This window comes from Vibrio sp. J2-4, assembly GCF_021728155.1.
Taxonomy (GTDB): domain Bacteria; phylum Pseudomonadota; class Gammaproteobacteria; order Enterobacterales; family Vibrionaceae; genus Vibrio; species Vibrio diabolicus.
Genome location: NZ_JAKKCN010000004.1, coordinates 327,208 through 349,017 on the forward strand (window position 1 = coordinate 327,208; position 21,810 = coordinate 349,017).

At 39.6% G+C, this 21,810-nt stretch carries 18 protein-coding genes; 2 read left to right on the top strand and 16 right to left on the bottom strand.

Annotation, left to right across the window (positions count from 1 at the left end):
- Window positions 1-22 precede the first annotated feature (22 nt).
- From L3V32_RS16095 to wecB, 12 genes are read right to left on the bottom strand one after another with little or no spacing between them, the layout of a single operon-like run.
- A complete protein-coding gene (locus L3V32_RS16095; RefSeq protein ID WP_237284681.1) occupies window positions 23-1,198 on the bottom strand; it encodes a DegT/DnrJ/EryC1/StrS aminotransferase family protein in 1,176 nt (391 codons plus the stop codon).
- 33 nt (window positions 1,199-1,231) lie between these two features.
- Window positions 1,232-1,864, bottom strand: a complete 633-nt coding sequence (locus tag L3V32_RS16100) for an acetyltransferase (RefSeq protein WP_237284682.1) — start codon at window positions 1,862-1,864, stop codon at window positions 1,232-1,234.
- Window positions 1,857-2,468 carry a sugar transferase gene (locus tag L3V32_RS16105; RefSeq protein ID WP_237284683.1) on the bottom strand — a complete coding sequence of 204 codons (612 nt, stop codon included), beginning with the start codon at window positions 2,466-2,468 and terminating at the stop codon, window positions 1,857-1,859. The genes L3V32_RS16100 and L3V32_RS16105 overlap by 8 nt, the downstream gene beginning before the upstream one ends.
- Window positions 2,452-3,711, bottom strand: coding sequence for a glycosyltransferase family 4 protein (locus L3V32_RS16110; RefSeq protein WP_267136676.1), 1,260 nt, complete (start codon window positions 3,709-3,711; stop codon window positions 2,452-2,454). Before L3V32_RS16110 ends, L3V32_RS16105 begins: the two co-directional genes overlap by 17 nt.
- The gene (locus L3V32_RS16115; protein WP_237284685.1) at window positions 3,711-5,522 is read right to left on the bottom strand and encodes a heparinase II/III-family protein; all 1,812 of its coding nucleotides are present in this window, start codon (window positions 5,520-5,522) and stop codon (window positions 3,711-3,713) included. Before L3V32_RS16115 ends, L3V32_RS16110 begins: the two co-directional genes overlap by 1 nt.
- Window positions 5,519-7,660: a bi-domain-containing oxidoreductase gene (locus L3V32_RS16120; RefSeq protein ID WP_237284686.1), complete on the bottom strand. Its 2,142-nt coding sequence runs from the start codon at window positions 7,658-7,660 to the stop codon at window positions 5,519-5,521. Before L3V32_RS16120 ends, L3V32_RS16115 begins: the two co-directional genes overlap by 4 nt.
- Window positions 7,657-8,664 carry a hypothetical protein gene (locus L3V32_RS16125; RefSeq protein ID WP_237284687.1) on the bottom strand — a complete coding sequence of 336 codons (1,008 nt, stop codon included), beginning with the start codon at window positions 8,662-8,664 and terminating at the stop codon, window positions 7,657-7,659. The genes L3V32_RS16120 and L3V32_RS16125 overlap by 4 nt, the downstream gene beginning before the upstream one ends.
- A 9-nt stretch (window positions 8,665-8,673) precedes the next feature.
- Window positions 8,674-9,654: an EpsG family protein gene (locus tag L3V32_RS16130; protein WP_237284688.1), complete on the bottom strand. Its 981-nt coding sequence runs from the start codon at window positions 9,652-9,654 to the stop codon at window positions 8,674-8,676.
- Window positions 9,638-10,801 (bottom strand): polysaccharide pyruvyl transferase family protein, encoded by a 1,164-nt coding sequence (locus L3V32_RS16135; RefSeq protein ID WP_237284689.1) that lies wholly within the window; start codon window positions 10,799-10,801, stop codon window positions 9,638-9,640. Before L3V32_RS16135 ends, L3V32_RS16130 begins: the two co-directional genes overlap by 17 nt.
- Window positions 10,798-12,039: a lipopolysaccharide biosynthesis protein gene (locus L3V32_RS16140; RefSeq protein ID WP_237284690.1), complete on the bottom strand. Its 1,242-nt coding sequence runs from the start codon at window positions 12,037-12,039 to the stop codon at window positions 10,798-10,800. Before L3V32_RS16140 ends, L3V32_RS16135 begins: the two co-directional genes overlap by 4 nt.
- Entirely contained in the window at window positions 12,036-13,301 is a 1,266-nt protein-coding gene (gene wecC, locus L3V32_RS16145) for a UDP-N-acetyl-D-mannosamine dehydrogenase (protein WP_237284691.1), read from the bottom strand. Before wecC ends, L3V32_RS16140 begins: the two co-directional genes overlap by 4 nt.
- A 20-nt stretch (window positions 13,302-13,321) precedes the next feature.
- Entirely contained in the window at window positions 13,322-14,446 is a 1,125-nt protein-coding gene (gene wecB, locus L3V32_RS16150) for a non-hydrolyzing UDP-N-acetylglucosamine 2-epimerase (protein WP_237284692.1), read from the bottom strand.
- 877 nt (window positions 14,447-15,323) lie between these two features.
- Between wecB and L3V32_RS16155 the strand changes: the two genes are divergently transcribed.
- A complete protein-coding gene (locus tag L3V32_RS16155; RefSeq protein ID WP_065646559.1) occupies window positions 15,324-16,649 on the top strand; it encodes an MBL fold metallo-hydrolase RNA specificity domain-containing protein in 1,326 nt (441 codons plus the stop codon).
- Between the two features lie 137 nt (window positions 16,650-16,786).
- Window positions 16,787-17,863, top strand: a complete 1,077-nt coding sequence (gene wecA, locus L3V32_RS16160) for a UDP-N-acetylglucosamine--undecaprenyl-phosphate N-acetylglucosaminephosphotransferase (protein ID WP_237284693.1) — start codon at window positions 16,787-16,789, stop codon at window positions 17,861-17,863.
- A gap of 96 nt (window positions 17,864-17,959) precedes the next feature.
- Here the strand turns inward: wecA and L3V32_RS16165 are convergent, their stop codons facing one another.
- From L3V32_RS16165 to L3V32_RS16180, 4 genes are read right to left on the bottom strand one after another with little or no spacing between them, the layout of a single operon-like run.
- Window positions 17,960-18,673 (bottom strand): WecB/TagA/CpsF family glycosyltransferase, encoded by a 714-nt coding sequence (locus L3V32_RS16165; RefSeq protein ID WP_237284694.1) that lies wholly within the window; start codon window positions 18,671-18,673, stop codon window positions 17,960-17,962.
- Window positions 18,666-19,211: a DapH/DapD/GlmU-related protein gene (locus tag L3V32_RS16170; RefSeq protein WP_176318957.1), complete on the bottom strand. Its 546-nt coding sequence runs from the start codon at window positions 19,209-19,211 to the stop codon at window positions 18,666-18,668. Before L3V32_RS16170 ends, L3V32_RS16165 begins: the two co-directional genes overlap by 8 nt.
- A 15-nt stretch (window positions 19,212-19,226) precedes the next feature.
- Complete coding sequence (locus L3V32_RS16175; protein WP_237284695.1) at window positions 19,227-20,489, bottom strand: hypothetical protein; 1,263 nt, start codon at window positions 20,487-20,489, stop codon at window positions 19,227-19,229.
- Window positions 20,482-21,750 (bottom strand): hypothetical protein, encoded by a 1,269-nt coding sequence (locus L3V32_RS16180; protein ID WP_237284696.1) that lies wholly within the window; start codon window positions 21,748-21,750, stop codon window positions 20,482-20,484. The genes L3V32_RS16175 and L3V32_RS16180 overlap by 8 nt, the downstream gene beginning before the upstream one ends.
- Between the last annotated feature and the right edge of the window lie 60 nt (window positions 21,751-21,810).

Genomic DNA, 21,810 nt, shown 5'->3' on the forward strand with positions numbered 1-21,810 from the left:
CTCCCACTCAGACTGAACAGGTTTACTTCTGCGCCTCTAACAACACTTCACGGATCACGCAGCTGGTTTTAGCAACTTCTTCTGGTGTTAATGTCGGATGGACCAAAAACATCAAACTGGTCTCACCTAACTGCACCGCATTTGGTAGGCGTTTTTCTGGTCGCCATGGCGTATTATCAAATGCTTTTTCTAAATACACCTCAGAACAGCTCCCCTGATAAGCCGGAACGCCACGTTCTACAATGGTTTCCACAATGCGATCTCTCGTCCAGCCCTCTGCCAAATGTTCAGGCTCAACAAATAGGTAGTGTTTGTATTCTGCGTGCTGCGAATGCTCAGGCACGTGAACACGGCGAACGATATTGAGATCTGCAACTGCCTCATCGAGTTGTGCCGCATTGGCTTGACGTTGTGCCGTCCATTCTGACATGCGAGTCAATTGAATACGACCAACCACGGCTTGTAGCTCAGTCATACGCCAGTTGGTTCCAAAGCTGTCGTGCAACCAGCGAAAGCCCGGTGGATGTTGACGATTATAAATCGCGTCATAGTTTTTACCATGATCTTTGTAAGACCACATTTTTGACCACAAATCTTTATCATTTGTGGTCACCATGCCACCTTCACCGCCTGTGGTCATGATCTTATCTTGACAGAATGACCAAGCACCAATGTGACCAATTGTGCCTACACTGCGCCCTTTGTATTTTGCGCCATGTGCTTGGGCACAATCTTCAATAACATAAAAACCATGTTTTTCTGAAAGTGCCATAATGGCATCCATCTCTGCAGGCATACCAGCTAAATGAACAACGATGACCGCTTTCGTCTTAGGGGTTAGCACCGCTTCAATTGACTCTGCCGTGATGGCTTGGCTATTGAGATCCACATCCGCGAACACAGGGTTGGCGCCAGCCGTAACAATAGAAGACGCAGAAGCAAGAAACGTTCTAGGCGTCGTAATAACCTCGTCCCCTTCACCAATCGCTAACGCTTTAAGCGCGACATCGAGTGCAAGGGTACCGTTGCTTAGTGCAACAGCATGATCACATCCAACCCAAGCTGCGAATTCTTTTTCGAACTCACGGCACTCACTACCCGTCCAGTAGTTTACTTTGTTTGACAGTAGTACACGACTAACTGCATCAGCTTCTTCTTGAGTAAAAGAAGGCCATGGAGAAAATGGAGTATTAAGCACGATGTCACCTAAATAAAAATTATTCTGAAAATGTTATTTTGACTTGTTTACGAGCTGTGCAGGCGTACCCACAACAGTTTGCAAATCTGGTACATGGTTCAGGACAGTCGCGCCGGCTCCTACCATTACGCCCGTACCAATGGAAATAAGTTGTTTAACTTGGCTTCCGATACCGAGCCAAGTACCCTCCCCGACAGTTACCCCACCAGCAAGATTACAACCAGGGCTAACATGTACGCCATCCTCTAAACGGCAGTCATGATCTATCGTTGAGGACGTGTTAATAATGCATGCTTTACCAACTTTGACAAAAGGGTTGATCACTGCACCTGCCATTACAACCGTACCTTTATCAAGCTGACTATGCCGACTAATTGTGGCCCTAGGGTGCTCTAGTACAGAGAATTTAGCACCAGCTATACTCAGTTGCTTCTGCTTTTCTAACCTGACTTTATTATTGCCGACTGCTATGACCGTCAGATCAAACTGCGCCGCTACCTTTAACAAGGTTTCGGAATTCCCTTTGACTGACCAATGCTCAACATTTTGCAACTCTGGCCAGCGGTCATCAAAAAACTCAATGTTTGTATAACCATTTAGCTCCGCAATTTCAGCAACGACTTTACCGTGACCACTAGCGCCTAAAATTGCGCAAGTTCTATTCATTGATTTCGTCCTGCTTTGATTGACCAGTAAAAGGTTCTATCGTGACATGGCCATCTGCCGATATTCCTTCCTTCACAAACACTTTTTTAACAGTTAGGAACAGAATTTTGATATCTAGCCACAGGTTACGATTATCGACATACCAGACATCGAGCTTAAACTTATCTTCCCAGCTGATTGCATTACGCCCATTAATTTGAGCCCAGCCCGTTACGCCAGGCCTGACTTCATGACGTCTTGCTTGCTCTTGACTATAAAGCGGTAAGTACTGCATTAATAAAGGACGTGGCCCCACTAAACTCATTTCACCTTTCAATACGTTCCACAACTCCGGAAGCTCATCAAGGCTTGAGTTTCTTAACTTGTCTCCAAACGGAGTCATTCGCTCGGAATCAGGAAGTGGATTCCCTTGTGAATCGACCGCATCTTTCATGGTACGGAACTTAACCATTTCAAACGGTCTGCCATTTAAACCAGGACGTGTTTGACGAAACAGTACGGGCGAGCCTAAGTTCTTGCGTATTTTCCAAGCCACGAGCGCGATAATTGGCGAAAGCAAAACAAGCCCAAATAAAGAGGCACAGAAATCAAATAACCTTTTCATTATCTACCTCTGCAGATTTCACATCTGATTGAGCAGTTCCTACTACCCACTCAACCCATTTATCAGCTAACAACTGGCGGTCAAACTGACTTTCAGCAAGCTGTCGAGCGGATGCCCCCATGTTAACAAGCGCATCTCGATTATCTGCCGCCTGCTCTAAGGCATTTGCAAACGCCTGCGGATTTTCCGGAGCCACAGTAAAGCCACACTGAGAATCTTCTATCATCCCTGCTAGCCAACCTGGGTAGTTATTGATCACAGGGAGGCCCGCAGAAATATAATCGAAAAATTTATTCGGAGATGTTCCGTAATAAAAAGCAGGGATATTTGCCAACACTTGCATTCCAACATCAGCGCTTGCCATTAAACCCGCCAACTTCTGCTTATTTACAGGAGGGTGAAATACAACGTTATTCAGCTGCATCTCTTGAGCTTTGGACTCCAATTGTGGTTTTAGCTTACCTTGCCCCACCAAAACTAACTTAATATCGTTTCGGCCACGGCTTTGTAACTCTGTCGCTGCATCTAAGACAGCATCCAAGCCGTTCGCCATACCATGAGTGCCAGTGAAAACCGCCATCAAATCTTCTTGCGTGACACCCTCTGGTCGCCATGGTTCGCTTGGTTGAGTAAAGATGGAGAGATCACAGCCATTGGGTACCATCGCTATTTTGTCTGTAGGCACTCCACGCTTCTTGATTCCCTCGACAATGCCAGGAGAAAGGCCAATACAGCGATTCGCACTTCGATAAGACGCCCATTCTAATAGAGACATCAAACCCAAAATGATAGGGTTTTTGATTACCCCCATTTCTTTTGGTAATTCAGGCCACAAATCCCTTACTTCAAATACAAACGGCTTTCCACGTAACCAACGTGCAAAAATACCTGGAATACCCGCTGTTAATGGGGTTGTTGTTGCAAACAATACATCGTATTTTTCCGTAAAAGCTAAGCCGATACTTTTTAGGGCAAACTTAACAAAAGTCATGCTTCTTTTAAGAAAGCCATCTGAGTTGGAATACGCCAAATCAAACTCAATAATGCGGATGCCATCGACGACACCCTCACGTTTGCCACCAATAAACTCTGACTCTAACCCTGTCTCTCCTCCACCATATGTGCCACATACCATAGTGACATTATGCCCATGGTGAATTAGGCGCTTTGACATCTCGTAGGAACGTATTCCTGTGGAACCTTTAGGTGTTGAAAAGTGCTGGTGAAAATAAAGAATATTCATTATCTGTAATTATACTCTGTCGTTATTTTGCCATCTGACGTTACTTCGATTTCCAAAACAGGAATGGAAGTTTCTTGGTAGTAATAGCGAGACTCTTTTCCTTCGACTAACTCAAGTCGCTTGATGTCGGTATTACTATTTATCGTTATAGAATGAATATGGTTGGTGATGCGATTGCCTTCTATCATCCATTCCCCCGGACTCAGGCGCCAACGTAGTACCGCTTTTTTCTGTACACCTTGAATCTCATCTACAACTCGCAGCGTACTGCTTGAAAGAGAAATCTCTCTTTTATGGCTGCACCCCAAATAGTCACGGTAACCAGCGCTACAATATTGTCGAGCTTCATCCCAATGGACATTTTCAGCCTTAAGCCAAGCACCTAAGAGAAATCTGCTCAAGCGTGGCATTTGTTCATGCTCATCAAACTGAACCGTATTATGACTTTGCGTTCCACCATAGTAATCGATATATGCTTGACCAGCATTGTAACTAAAGGTGCCACCGTCTCTTAACAGGTTTACACCATCAAGCCAAAAGTCCACATGTAGAGCATCGTTTTGAGCAGGTCGAAAACGAAAGATAGGGTAATTGAATAGTGCAAACGCTCCAGTTTGGCTTCTTAATCCGACGTATCCGCCTTGCGCAAAATGAAATGAACTTGGTTTGTTAAGTGCTTGCTGTGGTTTACTTAACCCCAGAAGTTTAAGTGGTTCATCATAGCTACCTGCTTTTTCCCAAGCAGATGACTGCAAGAACAGGACTGAGGCGAGCTGAACCGTTGGGCGAAAATCTCGATAATCCGAGTCACTTAAAGGTAACAACCTTGCGCCATCGTTATGACCTAAATTAGGTGCATCCCCATTTACTTCTTGAGTCAACTGATATAACCATTGAGTCGCCAAACCAATTTTTGTATACAACGACGGACTAAACGACTTGAGATTAAGTTCCCGCCTCCATAGCTCAGCCATTGAGTAAGTATCTAACATAACTCGGTGATAGTTGACTGAATACTGGCTGAATGTTCCATCACAATCGATTAAATGCTTTGCTCGATTCTCTAACCACTTACGCCCCATTTTTTGCCAGCGCATAGCGCTTTTATCGCCATTGGAAACAAGCCAACTTCCACCGATAAATAGGGCTGCAGCTTCCGAAGTGCCATGGTTGTTATCTTGAGCAACGGCATAAGAGATGGTCGGGGCAATGCGTTTTAAGTGGGCTTTAACAAATGCCAACAGTGCAGGTTCAGGACTTTCAACTTGATTCAATAATTTAGCAGCCATAGCCAAATGCATGACTCTTATTGAGGCTTCTTGACCACACTTCCAGTTCGGCCCCAAATAAGGAGAATTGTATTTTAGCCAATCTTTCGTAGTTGCATTCAGCTCATCAAGCGCTTGCTCTCTTCCAGAAAGATAATCCTTCGCTAAGCCTAGTACCCAGTCGAATCTAGATGCCTCCCAAATCCCTTTAATATCACCAACATTAGAATCAAAGTCAGACAAACAAAACCAAGGTTTTTCCATGTTGGAGTAGCATTTTCCAGTTAATGCGCTCTCCGACCATCGCAATTCACTGACTAATCGCTTCGGCTTCCAACCAAAAGGGGAGAGTTGGTATCGCTGACTAGATTTACATTGAACTGAAGCAGATAAAGGACGAAACAAAAGCCCCGATATCGAGGCTTGATTGAGACGCTTAACTGGGTTTAATCCGCTTCGGACACCTAGTTGGTAAACTGCCACTCTGGCTAAATTGAAAACACCCAAGTTCTTTGCAGTTTGCGCTTTTAGTTTGAGACTCATTGTTGTTTACGCAATTGCTCTGCTATTTCAATTGTCACTCTTGCTACCTCAAACAACTCTCGAGCTGGAATCGGCGACTCTTTACCTGATTCAATAGCACTAAGGAAAGCGGCCGCACAACCTGTTTGGCCTTTGTCTTGTTTCCATAAATTCATTTTGCTAAAGCCAGGCCAACCAAAACCTTTTAACTTACGGAAGTTGTCTAGTTGAAGTACTCTACCTGCAGCGAAAACTTCTACGCGCTCTTTCGGGAAGTTAGCAGCACCATTAGCTAAGTAGTGGATAGTGCCGAAAGAACCATCAGCAAAACCAAGAATAATCGCAGCTTTATCTTCCGTGATATCAACACTATCAACATCACCCATACGACGACCCTGCACAGAAACAATATCGGAATCAGCTAGGTATCTCATTAGATCAATGAAATGGCACGCCTCTCCAATAATACGACCGCCGCCAATTTCATTATCTTGCGTCCAGTGATCCGCAGGGATCGCTCCAGCATTCATGGTCATCATAAAGCTCTTAGGTTCTTTCACTGACGAAAGTAGCTCTTTCATTTTTTGCACTTGAGGCGAAAAACGGCGGTTAAAGCCAACCATTAACTTTGGCGCTGAAGCAGTAGATGCTTTCGAATAATAGGTAGCTTCTACTTCCGCAAGCTCTTCTAGAGTGACGGCTAAAGGCTTTTCTACAAATACGTTTTTACCTGCATTGAGCGCCTCAGAAACAAAATGAGCATGGCTGTTATGGCGCGTAACAATTGCAATTGTATTAATTTCTGAGTCAGAAATCATGGCGCTTGTATCAGTGGTGGTTTTTGCAAAACCAGCTTTTTCGCCATGAGTTACTCCATTAATACCACCAGAAGTAGCAATAGTATGTAGTTGAGCGCCTCCCGATTTAAACGCAGGGATCAACATGCGAGAAGCGTAGTTCCCTGCCCCAACAAACCCAACAACAGGCTTAGATGCTTCAAAAGTCGCTTTGCTGTTAAGTGTGATGGACTTTTCGTGGCGAGCACTGGAATCACTCTGATATTGAAGCAAAATACCTAGCGCTGACTTATCAGAAGTTAGTAATTCATATGCTTGCGCTGCATCTTCAAATTTAAATCGATGAGTAATAAGTGGTTTAACATCAACTTGGCCAGAGGCCATCATGTCCAAGATAGCTTCGAAATTTCGTTGTTCAGTCCAACGTACAAAAGCATATGGGTAATCTTGACCATTATCTTCGTAGTTGGCATCGTAGCGACCAGGGCCATAAGAACAAGAGACTTGGAAGGTTAGTTCTTTCTCATAGAAATCCGCACGATTTAGCTCTAAGCCAGTCACACCAACAAGGATAATGCGGCCGCGCTTACGACTCATTCGTGCAGCTTGTGTCACTGGATCATTTGATTTTGTCGAAGCAGTAATAATTACGCCATCGACGCCGTTTCCACGGCTAAATGCCATACCAGCTGCAACAGGATCTTCACCTTTACCAGGGTTACAAACTTCCGCGCCGAATTGCTTCGCCAGCTCCAACTTCGCATCATCGTAATCAATCGCCAGTACACGACAACCTTGAGCACGTAGCAATTGAACGGTTAGTAAACCAATTAAGCCAACACCAGTAACCACAAACGCCTCACCTAATGTTGGTTCGGCTAAACGAATCCCTTGTAGACCAATACTCGCCACAACCGTAAACGATGCTTCCTCATCGGATACGTTGTCTGGAATTAAAGCGCACAAATTTTTAGGCACACGAACGACATCTGCATGAGGGCCGTTCGATACAACGCGATCACCTTCTTTGAAGCCCTGAACACCCTCACCAACGGCGTTAACGACACCAACGTTGCAATAACCCAAAGGTAATGGTTGTGCCAACTTAGACTGCACTGCTTCCAATGTTGTCATCAAGCCATCTGTCTGCACTTTTTCCGACACCATTTTTACTTTGTCTGGCTGCTGGCGGGCTTTATCTAACAAACTCGCTTTACCAAAATCTACGAGCATACGTTCTGTGCCTGCAGAAATTAATGAGATACTGGTATCGATTAACACATTACCGGTTGTAGCCTTTGGAGCAGGAGCCTGCACCAAATTAGAACCACCTTTAGCCATATCTTGTAGTACTTGTTTCATTTTATAATCCCAAACAAAGTTTCCCAATTACTTTTTAAAAAATCACGTTCATTATTAATAACCTCCTCTTTATAAAGATCATTCAAAAAATCTTTTTTAGATATTTTTTTTACCAACAAACTCTCATTATCAGATACGACAATTCGATCTGATATATCAAATTCATTCATATGATCAATTATATAATCTGAAGAAGAAACGCATATAAACTTATTAGAAAGAATACCCTCAAATATTGGCAAACCAATTGTTTCAACCTTGGATGGGAAAAGCACAAGTGCACAATTGTGATAAAGGTTAAATAAATCAACCTTAGTTTGCCTTCCTATAAAAACAATATTACTTGGATAATCTCCTTGTGATGGCTTTTCACATGTAACCAAAATAACCTCATTGTTAGTTAATCTTCTTGCTAAAGAAACAATGAAATTAAAATTTTTATGTGGACTAGATATATCTGTATAGGGAACTAGGTAAAAGCCTTCACCATACAAGCACTCTCCAAATGAAAGCATGTTAATAGGTTCAACTCCAGGCCAAACAACCATTACTTTATCATCTGGATAATTAAAGTACTCAACAAATTTTTTCTTAATCAAATTTGTTTGAACAATAACATTATCTGTTTTTTTTAGTTTGAAATATAGTCTATATATTAAACATTTTAAGCTATTATCATCATCAAAAACTTTAGCTTGATGAAAATAGGTAATACAATTATTATCAAACACAGAGTTAATATTATTAAATGAAAGTAAAATATCACAACGGAAAAACTTTTTAGTTATAGAAGAAAGGAATAGGGTATAAATTATGGAAAAAATTCCCGACAATGAGATACAATACCAGCTTATATTATTTTTAATTTCATTATCATTTTTAAAACCGCAAAAAAAATCAGCATCAAAATCTTCATCGAAATTGTTATAAAATTTCTCTACGATTGTTCTAGCGCCACCGATTTTTGCAGAAACTGCGTTGATCATTATTCTTTTTTTATTCATATACAAAACCTATTTTGCAAAATAAAATGCATCTCCATACTGTATAGCTGTATCAACAAAATTATAAGACGCATATGAAAAGTAAATTAATAGTGACATTACATAAACATTAAGCCCTTTCTTATAACCAATAGAAAAGAAAATAAACAAAAAGAATGCCAACATATTAACTCGGCTGCCACCCAATATAAAAACACAAATCCCAATCCAAAAGAAAGATAATACAACAAATGGTATATTACTCTTCCTTTTTGTCATTGAAAAAATAGAAAAAAACATTAGTAAAACAACTTTAAGAACGTCTGATAGGTTGCCACCCAAAGCCGAATATGACATAAATTTAGATATTAAATGCTGAGACAAGAATATTAAAAAAACTAATAAAATGATAACGAAAACAAATGCAATAATTGGTCGTTTTTTAATTACTGGCCAGGATTCTTTCAGAATAAATGGTACAAACAATATGATCAGACTAACATGCGTCAAAGAAGAAATTATTAAAAATGATATAGATAATTTCTTCTTTCCATTATAAAAAAGAATCAAACCTAAAAACAAAAATATAAATGCAAACTTCAATCTTTCAGCAGGAATATATAAAACAAAAAAATAAAAGTTAGTTAATAAAAAAAATATTGCGACTGTATTATAACTACCTAGCTTTTTTAGAAGCTTAAACGCCAAAATAATAAGAATAACATTTGAAGCAGCTAAGTAAATCTCTCTATCTATATATCCGCCTAACCAATAAATCAATAAAAAATATGGCAACTCTAAAGAACTTAAGCTTCTAATATACTCTTCATATGCATCTAAAAAATTTAACTTCCATAAGTTTTCGTAGACATATAAATAATGAACTTGATCACCATCCACATAGTGATCAAGCATAATATATGTAAAAAAAACACCAAACAATATTAAAATAAAGACAGAAAAAACTTCAAATATCTCATCATTTCTAATTCCATTACGAAACAATAACACTATTTCTCTCCATGGACTCCAAACAAAATTTCAAATTATCACGAGAAGAATCATTGTAAATTTCACTAACATCTCTCTTAGATATTAGTGATTTAGCTAACTTAAGCATTGTCTTTTTTTCTATGAAGTCATCTACTGCTACCGGAACAGATTCATTGTTTACAGCTCCCCAAACCTCATTTATTTTTTTATCCCAAACAATATTTAATGTTGGCTTTCCAAGTGCATGGGCAATTATCGCACCATGCATGCGAAATGAAATGACGTGTGAGAAATTAGAAATTAAATCAATTAATTCAACTGGCGTTGTAGGTCTTTCTGCTAATTCGAAATCAACGACATTTTTATATTTATTATAAAACTCATTTGCGTAACTAAAATCAACCGGGTCACCATTTGTAAATATAGCACATCTTATACCTAGTTGTTTGTATTGATTAACTATATTAAATACTATTTCTTCGACTCCACATTTACCAATATCAAGAAATTTTCTTTCATGCATCGCCATTGACATAATATCTTGATAGCATATACCAACAAATATTCTACTTTCTTTTAAAGACTTAGTACTATTTAGGCCAAAAACAGGATCTGGAACGAGTTTAACACCTTTAATGTTACAATATTTTTCAAGTCTAGCTTTAGAGTCCAAGCCTCTTACAGAAACATAGCTAGCACCATTTAATAGTTTGGTATATTTACTTTTACCAAGTTTAGTAAATGAATTTCCTACGCCACACCCATATATTGAGTAGGGTTTACTATTTCGATTACATAGTTCAGCTATATCAAGTAGCCGAGTTGGCAGAGTCTCAGTAAAGTTAGTAATTAATTGACCACCTCCAATAATAACCATGTCTGCATTTTTAATTTTTTCCTCTGCAAACTTATTAAATTTTTTACGACCAATCATTGAAGTAACAATAGTCAAGCTCTTGTAAAGAGTCGGACTGATATTTATAAGTTTAGATTTCAACCCTTTATTATTTTTATTACTTTCAATTGATTGAAACCCTTTCATTCCTGATGTATCTAGAGAATCTACTTTTGCACCTAACTCTTCAAGAGCTAACTTTAGAGAATGGAAAATAACTCCGTCACCCAAGTTATTGCTGTATATCATACCAACAACTATAACTTTCATAAATTTCTCCACTTTTTTAAAATAAAGTAACTAAGCATAACTTTCCAAAGAAACATGGATAATGTCGTGGCAACAGCCGCTCCTAAAGCACCAAATGTAGGAACTAGACTAACATTTAAAAGAAAATTAATTAACATTGAAATTAAGCTAGAACCTAAAGCCATCTTTTCTAAGCCCAACATATTAGCCACTCCTAGAACGGGACCAAATATAGAAAAAACAACCGCTCCTAAACATAACACCAAGAGAGTACTACTTACATCTAAGTATTTATCACCTAACAGAAAAAAAATCACATCTCTGTGGAGAAAATAGACCATGAAAAACAATAATAGTGACACCAAAAAACCGATCACACTACTATTTAGAAAGAAAATACCCGCATCTTTTTTCTTTCCATCATTAATTAAGGATAAAACTTTTGGCGAGACAAATATAGAAAGAGCAACTACTGGTATAAACAATAGAGATGCAAACTGATTTGCGATCTTATACATACCAACAGATTCCAATGATGAGAGAGCAGCTAAAGAATAGATATCAATTTGACTATTTATCAACTGAGCTCCAGATATGGCAGAAATATAAAGCGCTGAAACTTTGAGCGCATTTGACTTAGATGAAAAAACATTTCCATATATTAGTTCAAATCTATTTTTACCAAAAAAAAGATAAAGAACAACAGAAATAAGGACCAATGAAAAACCATTAGCTAAAAATAACTCATATCCATCATTCAATTTAAGAATAAACAATAGACTCAAGATAACAACCGGAGAAAAAATCATTTCCGGAATCTGCGAATAATTATATCTTTCATCTATAATGTTGTATGTCCTTACAATTGAAATATATCCCCCTCCAATTGAATAGAGCATCACACCAGTTAGACTAATTACCAAGTCACCCTTATTTATAAAATTAAAGAAAAACAATAGAACACACACCAATAGCGATAGAACTACAAATAATATATAATAAAATATTTGCACTCCATCAGCTAATTTATTTTCATTTATATGATTTGACTTCTTATGCTCTCTTATCGTTAAAGTTGAAGCTCCATTTTTTAACGGTATGGCCATTAAGGTAAAAATAGATATAAGTAAAGAGTATTTACCGTACTCTGCGGGGCCCAACTGCTCTGCTGCAACAACAACAATTAACAACACAGTTAATGCATTTAGCAACTTTATTGATATTATTCCAACAGAGCTTTTTAAGACTACTTTTTTCACCAAATTCCCTTCGTATCAATAGTTAAACCGAAGTTTATAAAGGCTTCCTTAAATTCCTTATGATCAACTAATAACACATGAATGTCTGCTTCTTTAGGCGCTACATCAAAGTCCATTAGCTCAACATGCTTTAGTTGCTCAGGAATTGATTCAATATTAGGCTCTACAGCGATTACACGACCTGCATGCATTTCGGCAATTTTTTGTGTAATTGCCATTGCAGGGCTTTCACGCAAATCATCAATATCAGGTTTAAAGGCCAAACCGTAACAAGCAACCGCCACCTCACGGGCTGTTTTATCTGGATTTGCTTGTAAAAACTCGGCAATTGCCAGTTTTACTTTATTAATAACCCAATCCGGTTTGCCATCATTCACTTTACGTGCCGTGTGGATAATTTGTGCTTCTTCTGGTGTTTTTGACACAATGAACCAAGGGTCAACCGCAATACAGTGGCCACCAACACCAGGTCCTGGCTGAAGGATGTTTACGCGAGGGTGACGGTTCGCGAGTGCAATCAATTCCCATACATTGATGTCTAACTTGTCGCAAATGATTGAAAGCTCGTTAGCAAAGGCAATTTGAACATCGCGAGAGCTATTCTCTGTCAGTTTTGCCATTTCCGCTGTGCGCGCATTTGTTACGACACATTCACCTTGTACAAAGGTACGGTACAACTCTACTGAGCGCTCAGAGCAGCGAGTAGACATACCGCCAATAACGCGATCATTTTCTACCAATTCACGAACAACGTGACCAGGCAATACACGCTCCGGACAGTGAGCGATATTCACATCAGCTTGTTCGCCATGCGTTTGTGGGAAAGTCAGATCACCACGAGCTTCAGCTAACCAAGCAGCCATTTGCTCTGTGGCACCCACAGGTGACGTGGATTCAAGAATAACGAGGTCACCTTTTTTAAGAACGGGGGCTATGGCTTTACTTGCCGCTTCAATGTAAGACAAATCAGGCGCTGGTACTTCGCCTTCTTTACATGGCAAAAATGGCGTTGGGACCGCAATCAGAAATGCATCTGCTGGCTCTGGCGTTGTGGTTGCTTTCAAGTAACCTTCAGACACGGCTGCACTTACGATCATATCGAGAGCCGGTTCAACAATATGGATTTTGCCTTGGTTGATGGTATCAACTGCATGCTGGTTTACATCAACACCTATTACCTTTTTCTTACGTGATGCAAACATCGCTGCGGTTGGCAGACCGATGTAACCTAAGCCAATAACTGAAATTGTTTCAAAAGACATAATTTTTCCTAACTAAATGATTATTTTACTAATTCTTCTAAAATACGCTGACAGGCTAGACCATCACCATAAGGGTTGTGTGCAAAGCTCATCGCTTGGTAAGCCTCTTTGTCATTAAGTAGTACATCTAAACCAGTGACTATCTTATCAACGTCGGTTCCAACGAGTTTCACTGTACCCGCGGCAACGGCTTCTGGTCTTTCTGTTGTGTCACGCATAACTAATACAGGTTTGCCTAGCGAAGGGGCTTCTTCTTGAATACCACCGGAATCGGTTAAAATGATATGCGCGCGGCTCATCAAGTAGATAAATGGTAGATATTGTTGAGGCTCGATAAGATGCACATTATCGACGTTTGACAGAATGCGATTTACTGGTTCTCTTACATTCGGGTTTAGATGTACTGGGTATAAGATCTGTGCTTCAGGGTGGTCTTGCGCGGTTTTAGCTAAAGCTTCACAAATGCGTTCAAAGCCGCCACCAAAACTTTCGCGACGGTGACCAGTAACCAAAATCAGCTTTTTGTTTTCATCAAGCATTGGAAACTGGCTTGCCAACTGTTGGTTAAGCGCACTGTCGTTATCAATTTTGTCTTTAACCATCAATAGAGCATCGATAACGGTATTACCTGTGATGCTGATATTGTCTGGATTGATGTTTTCTTGTAGCAGGTTGTGTTGCGAGGTTTCTGTAGGAGCAAAGTGATAGGTAGTTAACGCACCAGTTAGTTTTCGGTTTGCCTCTTCTGGCCATGGTGAGTAAATATTGCCAGTGCGCAGACCTGCCTCTACATGGCCCACGGCAATTTGCTCGTAGTAAGCTGCAAGGCTTGCAGCAAAGGTAGTTGCAGTATCGCCGTGTACTAGCACTACATCCGGCTTAAACTCCTGAAGTACTGGTTTAAGTTCCAGCAAGATACGTGCGGTTACATCATTAAGAGATTGACCCGCTTTCATCAGGTTAAGATCGTAATCAGGCTTAATTTCAAATAACTCTAAAACCTGATCCAGCATTTCTCGGTGTTGAGCGGTAACGCAGCACTTAGCGTCAAATCGCTCATCATTTGCAAGCGCATGAACTAGAGGAGCCATTTTAATGGCTTCTGGACGTGTACCAAAAACGGTGAGAATTTTCTTTTTAGACATTGTAAATAACCTAGGCCAAAGAATAGGACGTTGATGAGAATAATCGCGAGTGATGGATACAACGCTTCTGCTTACATTAAAAAAGCATTGTTGCCGGACAGCACAATAACCCCAGAGGAAAATACACAAACGAATGCGCCACAAGTGCGCAAGCGATACCTTTGGGGGAATAGAAATCTAAGTAGATAATTTAGGCGGGTCAGTCATTATCAAAAAAAGAAACTTTTATGAAGACTGTCGTTGATAGGTATTGGTTGATAAACCTGATGCCTAGCCATTATCTTTTCAAAACAGTATTCATTACTGTTTTGTCCTCCTCTGACGTAACAGGAGGTGTTTAAGTGTTTGTTTGAAGTCTCTATTTTAATTATAGAGCCTTGCCAGAAATGCAACTATGTGCTTAATTGTATTTATATTTATCTGGTGACATTTTTATGTCACTTAGAGAGCTTTGTTTTGCTTTTTGGCACGCTACCGCCCTTAGGTCTGGCTCCTAAAGGCAATGCATTTGGTTTTTTATCATTTGTGCTCAAGGCAAAGGATTGTATAGCAAACAGGTTGCAACGAAAAGCACAAGACTGACAAAAAAATGGCTTTTTTATGACAACTAACCAAGATATCAGGTGTCATTTTAACCAGAAAATCGTAAATTCTGCCTACCTAAAGCGCGTTTTATAATACGCATTTATTCGTTTATATTTATTACAAAATGCAAAAAGTTGCCTATGTGGAATATGCATCACAATTTAATGCAACTTAAAACACCGTTTAACACTCCCCTAGCATTTTGACTCCTACTTTCGTGTTTATCTGGTCGGTTACCCTCCCTCTTCTTTCTTCGATTCATTACATTGATGCCTATGAAAAGGAGATAGCTATGAAAGTACTTCATCATGGTGGGAAGGATACGGTGACAGGCTCTTGTCACGAACTGCGACTTGAGCAAGGGAGCATTTTGATCGACTGCGGGTTATTTCAAGGTAAAGATGCATTGGTAGGTCGTCATGATCGTTCGCTGGCGATAGAGTTTTCTTTAACCAAGGTAAAAGCGCTGGTACTGACCCATGCTCATATTGACCATATAGGCCGATTACCATGGTTACTCGCTGCTGGCTTTAAAGGCAAAATCTACTGCACACAAGCAACTGCTGAGTTGGTCCCTCTTATGTTAGAGGACGGATTAAAGCTACAGCTGGGTTTAGGCAAACATCAACGACAGCATATATTAAATCTAATTAAGCAACGATTGGTGCCATGTCAGTACAATACATGGCTTCCTCTTAAGGGGTTGGCTTATATACGCTTTCAACCTGCGGGCCATATTTTAGGTTCTGCTTATTTGGAATTTAAACTCTCAAATAATGACGTAGTGGTATTTTCTGGTGATCTCGGTCCAAGTGATACGCCTTTACTCCCAGATCCGAAACCTCCTGAAAAAGCAGACTATTTGTTTATTGAGTCGACCTATGGTGATAAGCACCATGAAAGCGTGAAAAGTAGAAGCACTCGATTGCTCTCTATTATCGAACATGCGCTGGAAGATGGTGGTGTGATTGTTATTCCTGCTTTTAGTGTCGGTAGGACACAAGAACTGTTATTCGATATCGAACAGCTTCTTCACCAGGAGTCTTTACATGGTGCCCTACCAATTATTCTTGATTCGCCTTTAGCACGAAAAGTGACAAAGACTTATCGGCGCTTTAAAAAGCTTTGGGGTAAAGAAGCAAAAAGGCGTTTGGAGCAACATCGTCATCCTCTCGGGTTTGAACAATGTATTACGATTGAGACTCATGCTGAACATATGAGATTGGTGAATCGTCTGGCGAGCACTTCTGAACCGGCTATTGTGGTTGCTGCTTCTGGGATGTGCGAAGGTGGTCGAGTGGTGAATTACCTCAATGCGTTGTTACCAGATAGTCGTAATGATGTGCTGTTTGCTGGCTATCAAGCAGAGGGAACGCTAGGGAGAGAAATTCAAGAGGGTGCGAGTGAGGTTGATATCGAAGGAAAGAAAATTAAAGTGAAAGCTCAAATACATACGATGTCTGGCTATTCTGCTCATGCAGATCAATCCGATCTAATTTGCTTTGTAGAAGGAATTAATCCACCACCAAAAGAAGTGCATTTAATTCATGGTGAAAGTGTTGCAAAAGCAGAGCTGTATCAACATTTTGCCAGGAAAAAAATGAACGTTGTGCTTTAATTTACTGATAAGAAAATCAGGAGAAATTGGGTAAAAGTATCGTTTTGCTACCATTCTGTTACTTATTTTCTCCTTGAGATAGTTACCTTGTCGGTTAAAATAGCCGTCGAATAATTACAATGGCAGTTGGCACTATTATGTTTCTGGAACTTCTATTTATCTTCTTTTCTTCGTTTGCCACTTTGTTTCTCATGCGTAAGGTTGCTAAGTCGGTAGGCTTAGTTGATAAACCGAACGAAAGGAAGTTACATGACGGTGCTGTTCCACTTATCGGTGGAATCTCTATCTGTATTGTTCTTATCCAGTTTCTTACCTTTAAACCAGCAACTATCGAATACAGTTGGCTTTATGTATGTTCTATCGCACTCTTAACGCTGATCGGTGCCATTGACGATAAGGTCGACTTGAGTTTCAAAATACGCATGGGAGTTCAAGCTGGGTTATCTTTGGTGATGATTCATATTGCCGGTATCGAGCTACACAGCTTAGGTAACATGTTCGGCTTTGGGGATATAAATTTAGGTTGGACTGGTATCGCTATCACAGTGCTAGCGGTCATCGGAGCGATCAATGCTTTTAATATGGTAGATGGTATTGATGGCCTGCTAGGTGGGCTTTCTATTGTAACCTTTGGCGCTCTTGCCTATTTATTAAGAGTAGATGCCCAACACGGCTTAGCTTATCTCTGTGTGGTTATTATTATTGCCATGCTGCCGTATATTTTCATGAACTTGGGTATTCTTGGCCGCGCTAGAAAAGTTTTTATGGGCGATGCAGGCAGTATGATGATAGGTTTTACTGTAATCTGGTTATTGCTGGGGGTTAGCCAAACAGAGAGCAAACCTCTGATGCGTCCGGTTACGGCATTATGGCTAATTGCCGTTCCGTTGATGGATATGGCTGCAATAATGATTCGCCGCGTTCGCCGTGGGGACTCGCCATTCAAACCTGACAGAGAACACTTACACCATATTTTCCAACGCATGGGTTTAAGCCCTAAGCAAACTCTAGTAGCAATCTGCGGTATCGCAACCCTCTATGCTGCTTTTGGTATTTATGGCGAGCTGACAGGCATTCCTGAACCAGTCATGTTCTATACCTTCATCGCCTGTTTTATTGTGTATTCAATTTTACTTGCTTATGTGTGGCGAATTACGAGTTACTTTCGAAATAAGTTTAGCAAACTCAAAGCAATCACTATTTCAAACAACTAACTAGATTTGTAATAAACTAAAAATACCGGTGTTCGTGATTCATCACGAACACCGGTATTGAAGTGTTGTTATTAAACCGTGAAATATTGTAAACGCTTAAACCTTCTTAGTTCCAACCAGGAATAAGTATTTTATGAGTTTTAATTGTCGAGTAACTCGAGTGGGTTGACAGGCCAAACGATAGAACCACTCTAAGTTGTATTTCTGCGCCCAATTCGGAGCACGTTTCACTCGATTCGTAAATACATCATAAGTACCACCGACGCCCATATAAAAAGCATCGGGATAGACTTCACGACACTTGTTAATGAAGTTTTCTTGTCTGGGAGAGCCTAGTGCTACTGTTACAATTTTTGCCTGGCTTTCCTTTATTTTATGTATAAGCTCCGCTTCATCTTTAAAATAACCATCACAGGCATCAACAACGTTAACTTTGAGCTCCTGCTTTAGTTTATCAACTGTCTGTTGATTAACTTCAGGCTTAGCACCAACGATAAATACTGGCACATTGAGCGGTGCAGACCCTTTCATTAGTTCTAACCACAAGTCACAGCCAGGGATCCTCGCACTTGGGCAACCACGCTTTGACATGACCAAAGAAACCCCTGCTCCATCAGGATAACGAATGCTTGCAGACTCTAGAGTTCTTTTTACATCAGCCTGCTCGTAACTTGATACGATTTTTTCAGCATTCACGGCAACAGCAAAGCCACTAACAACATTTCCCTGATGTAAGATAGAATCAACTGCGTGGTCCATACTGTCGAATGCAGATATATCTAGCCCACCAATTTTGCATGTTTTATTCATTTTCGTACTTCTTTTCTACTTCTTGGGCATTTCTATATTTGATTACTTTTGCTGGTACGCCCCCAACAATTGCATAGCTTGGGACGTCTTTTGTAACTAAAGAACATGCACCTACAATTGCACCTTTCCCAATAGTCACACCATGCTTGATAACCACATTGCGGCCAATCCAAACATCATCTTCAATGATAGGAGGGAGACCAAATACATCTTCTTGATCAACCATCGGAATATCTAGTCTTTCGTAACTGTGTGTGCTGGAAAGAATTGCTACGTTTGGCGCAATCATTACATTGTTACCAATTGTGGCACTTTGAATAAATGCATTCTCGTTGATACGAACGTTTTGACCGATTTTTAACTCAGAGGCATTGGATATGTAAATTCGATTTTCTAATCGATTTTTAGGGTGTGCACTCACCACTTTCAACACTCTGCTCAAATACCAGCAACGAAGTTTGCTAAAAAGAGGCAAGTACCTAGAGTTAGGTAAGTTGTAGAAAAATAGATAGTAAATTACGAGCTTTAGTTTTTTCATAGAGGTATTTTGGCACTATATATCCATAATTTGAGATGCTTTAGTAATGAAGATTATATTTTCGTCCTCCCCTCCCACCTTCATTACGTTGTTTTCAACAACATCAAGCACATAAGTTTTACCAAGAAGCTCCAGGGCTTCAAAGTGGCAGGAAGAAAATATTGAGAAGTGAGCTTTAGATGCACCAATTAACGTCAGCGTATCTTGGTAAGCCTCTCTATCAATGACCTTAAAGTTGTCATTTTTTACTAGAGCTAAAAGCTGTGTGTAGTTTTGATGCTCTCGTGGATGAGGTCGATAAACAACGGTGTAGTCTGGGAACTGCTCAATTAGACCTGTAACGAACTCAGCAACGTCTGTATAGCAAATACCCTGCCCAGTAAAAATAAAGAACTTATCGTTACCCACTTGTTTGAATATCTGTTGTTTTACCTCTTCACAAACTTGTGGCAACGCACCTTCTACTTCGATCTTATCCTCAGGTACAAAGTTGGCTTCACGCATTTTCATTTGCCAAAAACTTGAATAAAGCTTCAGACGTGTAGGTAACATGCTGCTGCGCCATAACTCCGCACCGGCATAGTGATAAGAGGGATGGTAAGGTGCCAGTAGACCGTGCTGGTATTCGAGTGTCTTAATGTCTAATTCACTAGCTGCACTAACTATAGCTGGCTTGGTATATGCTGACACGATTTCAACATTCTGAACTCCAAGCCATTTCAGCAATTTCTTATACGCCGCCTTCTTGCATTCGTAGTCCAGTAAAATAGCTTCTACTTGCTTCTGAGAGACACCATACTCTCGGATTAATAACTCAATAAACTCTTCAGAGAAGCTAGGAGTTCGAGAATACCAACCAAAACGTTTAATGAATAAAACGAGTAACTTTACGATAAGGTTTTCAAAGATCACCCCGCGCTTAAAGCATGTTAGAACTTTTGCACCTTCAAAATTTGAGCAGTGATATAGAATACATAGTTTTTGTTGCTTTTCTGCGGAAACGAATTCATCGCAAATCATGCCATCATTTATTGATACACGAGAAAAAGCGCCAAAATAAGCCGTGCTCTTTTTGCTAAACTTGGCTCTAAATAAATTAAGGAAGCTAACAATGAGAGGAAGCAGCAATGACATATATGACTTTGATGTAAACTCCATATCCTCCACCCCTTTAGACAGAGTGATATAGCGAGTCAATTGGTATTTAAGTAGAGGCCAAACTTCAGCTTCGTTGCTAAGGTTGTTTTCAATAATATGTGTTTCTACGACTTTATGCATTTGCTCGCTTCCGACTATGAACAAAAATAGCGTTGTTCGAAGTCAATATTCCTAGTAAAAAGAAAAGCAATAATCCTATCATATTCCCCATAATGGGTACCATCGAGCCAATCCCAACAAGCATTAAAAATCCATTAATACGAATCAACCTAACATGGACAACCTGGTCAACATAACCATCTTTTTCAGCAAAAAAAGGCTGAAAAATAAACCACATGACAAATATAATACCAAGACCATACTCAGCAATCAGTGAGACAAAAAACAAGTCAAAAATAGGGCCTTCAATCTGGCTTCCATAACCGATAATGGCTTTATCGACTTTAAAGAAAGTATAAACATCGGTATACATTTTGGACATTACGGTTCCGTATGTACCTGGCCCTGACCCAAATGGGAAATTATACTCGAAGATCTCCATTGCATAATAAAAGATCTTGTAACGAACATAGTTCTCATTGAAGTTCTCAAGAACAGAGTCGCCAATTAGTATCCAAAGTCCTCCTAAAACTATCGGTGTGGAAACAAAAAGAGCTATAGAACCTAGCAATCTTATTAGGCCCTTATTTTTATACATAATTGTTATAGCATATGCTAATAACAAAAGGAGCAACTCTTTACGAGAGAAAGTCAAGAATAATAAAACAAATGCAAATACAATTAGAAACCAATAATACCTAGGGCGATAAATAAAGTATTTTTTTGTAATCTCGTCATATTTAAATGAGAGAAGAAGGATGCTATACAGCAGCAAAAAACCAGAATATAAAACCCGAGAACCAAAAAATGAACCAGGTGAAACGCCCATAATTCCCCTTCCATCTTTTGCTAATGAATACAAAACATTCGGTATCAAGTAATCACAAACAACGAAAATAGAAGAAAGTAGAACTATGTAAGTTAAAAAAGCAGTAAACTTTGCTAAAATAAGAGGTCTGTCTGCATTTAATGCATAGGCCATTACAAAAAAGACAAACACAAATTTTAGCGTCAAAAAGGTTTGCAGAATATTAATTAATGGAACTCCACTCCTAATAACCATAAAGCCAGAGTACGCAAATAGAAATACAACTAAAAATAAAAATTGACGTTTTACTGGTTTATAGAGTACACATATAAAAAAAGCAGAAACACAAATTATTACATATATATGACTAAGGTAAGATAGCGCACCCAAATGAACTAAATTTTGGCGCGATATAAAAAATAAAACCACAATTGCTATCATCAGGTATAGGTAGCTTTTTGCAGAAAAAATCATAGAAAAACCAGAGTATTATCAACCAATTTAAATTAAACCTTCAAAACTAAAACTTGAAAT

Coding starts and splice junctions, on each gene's coding strand:
- L3V32_RS16165 (WP_237284694.1), bottom strand. CDS start 18,673: ATGAATAAAACATGCAAAATTGGTGGGCTAGATATATCTGCATTCGAC.
- L3V32_RS16100 (WP_237284682.1), bottom strand. CDS start 1,864: ATGAATAGAACTTGCGCAATTTTAGGCGCTAGTGGTCACGGTAAAGTC.
- wecB (WP_237284692.1), bottom strand. CDS start 14,446: ATGTCTAAAAAGAAAATTCTCACCGTTTTTGGTACACGTCCAGAAGCC.
- L3V32_RS16170 (WP_176318957.1), bottom strand. CDS start 19,211: ATGAAAAAACTAAAGCTCGTAATTTACTATCTATTTTTCTACAACTTA.
- L3V32_RS16135 (WP_237284689.1), bottom strand. CDS start 10,801: ATGAAAGTTATAGTTGTTGGTATGATATACAGCAATAACTTGGGTGAC.
- L3V32_RS16175 (WP_237284695.1), bottom strand. CDS start 20,489: ATGCATAAAGTCGTAGAAACACATATTATTGAAAACAACCTTAGCAAC.
- wecA (WP_237284693.1), top strand. CDS start 16,787: ATGTTTCTGGAACTTCTATTTATCTTCTTTTCTTCGTTTGCCACTTTG.
- L3V32_RS16155 (WP_065646559.1), top strand. CDS start 15,324: ATGAAAGTACTTCATCATGGTGGGAAGGATACGGTGACAGGCTCTTGT.
- L3V32_RS16105 (WP_237284683.1), bottom strand. CDS start 2,468: ATGAAAAGGTTATTTGATTTCTGTGCCTCTTTATTTGGGCTTGTTTTG.
- wecC (WP_237284691.1), bottom strand. CDS start 13,301: ATGTCTTTTGAAACAATTTCAGTTATTGGCTTAGGTTACATCGGTCTG.
- L3V32_RS16115 (WP_237284685.1), bottom strand. CDS start 5,522: ATGAGTCTCAAACTAAAAGCGCAAACTGCAAAGAACTTGGGTGTTTTC.
- L3V32_RS16180 (WP_237284696.1), bottom strand. CDS start 21,750: ATGATTTTTTCTGCAAAAAGCTACCTATACCTGATGATAGCAATTGTG.
- L3V32_RS16125 (WP_237284687.1), bottom strand. CDS start 8,664: ATGAATAAAAAAAGAATAATGATCAACGCAGTTTCTGCAAAAATCGGT.
- L3V32_RS16120 (WP_237284686.1), bottom strand. CDS start 7,660: ATGAAACAAGTACTACAAGATATGGCTAAAGGTGGTTCTAATTTGGTG.
- L3V32_RS16110 (WP_267136676.1), bottom strand. CDS start 3,711: ATGAATATTCTTTATTTTCACCAGCACTTTTCAACACCTAAAGGTTCC.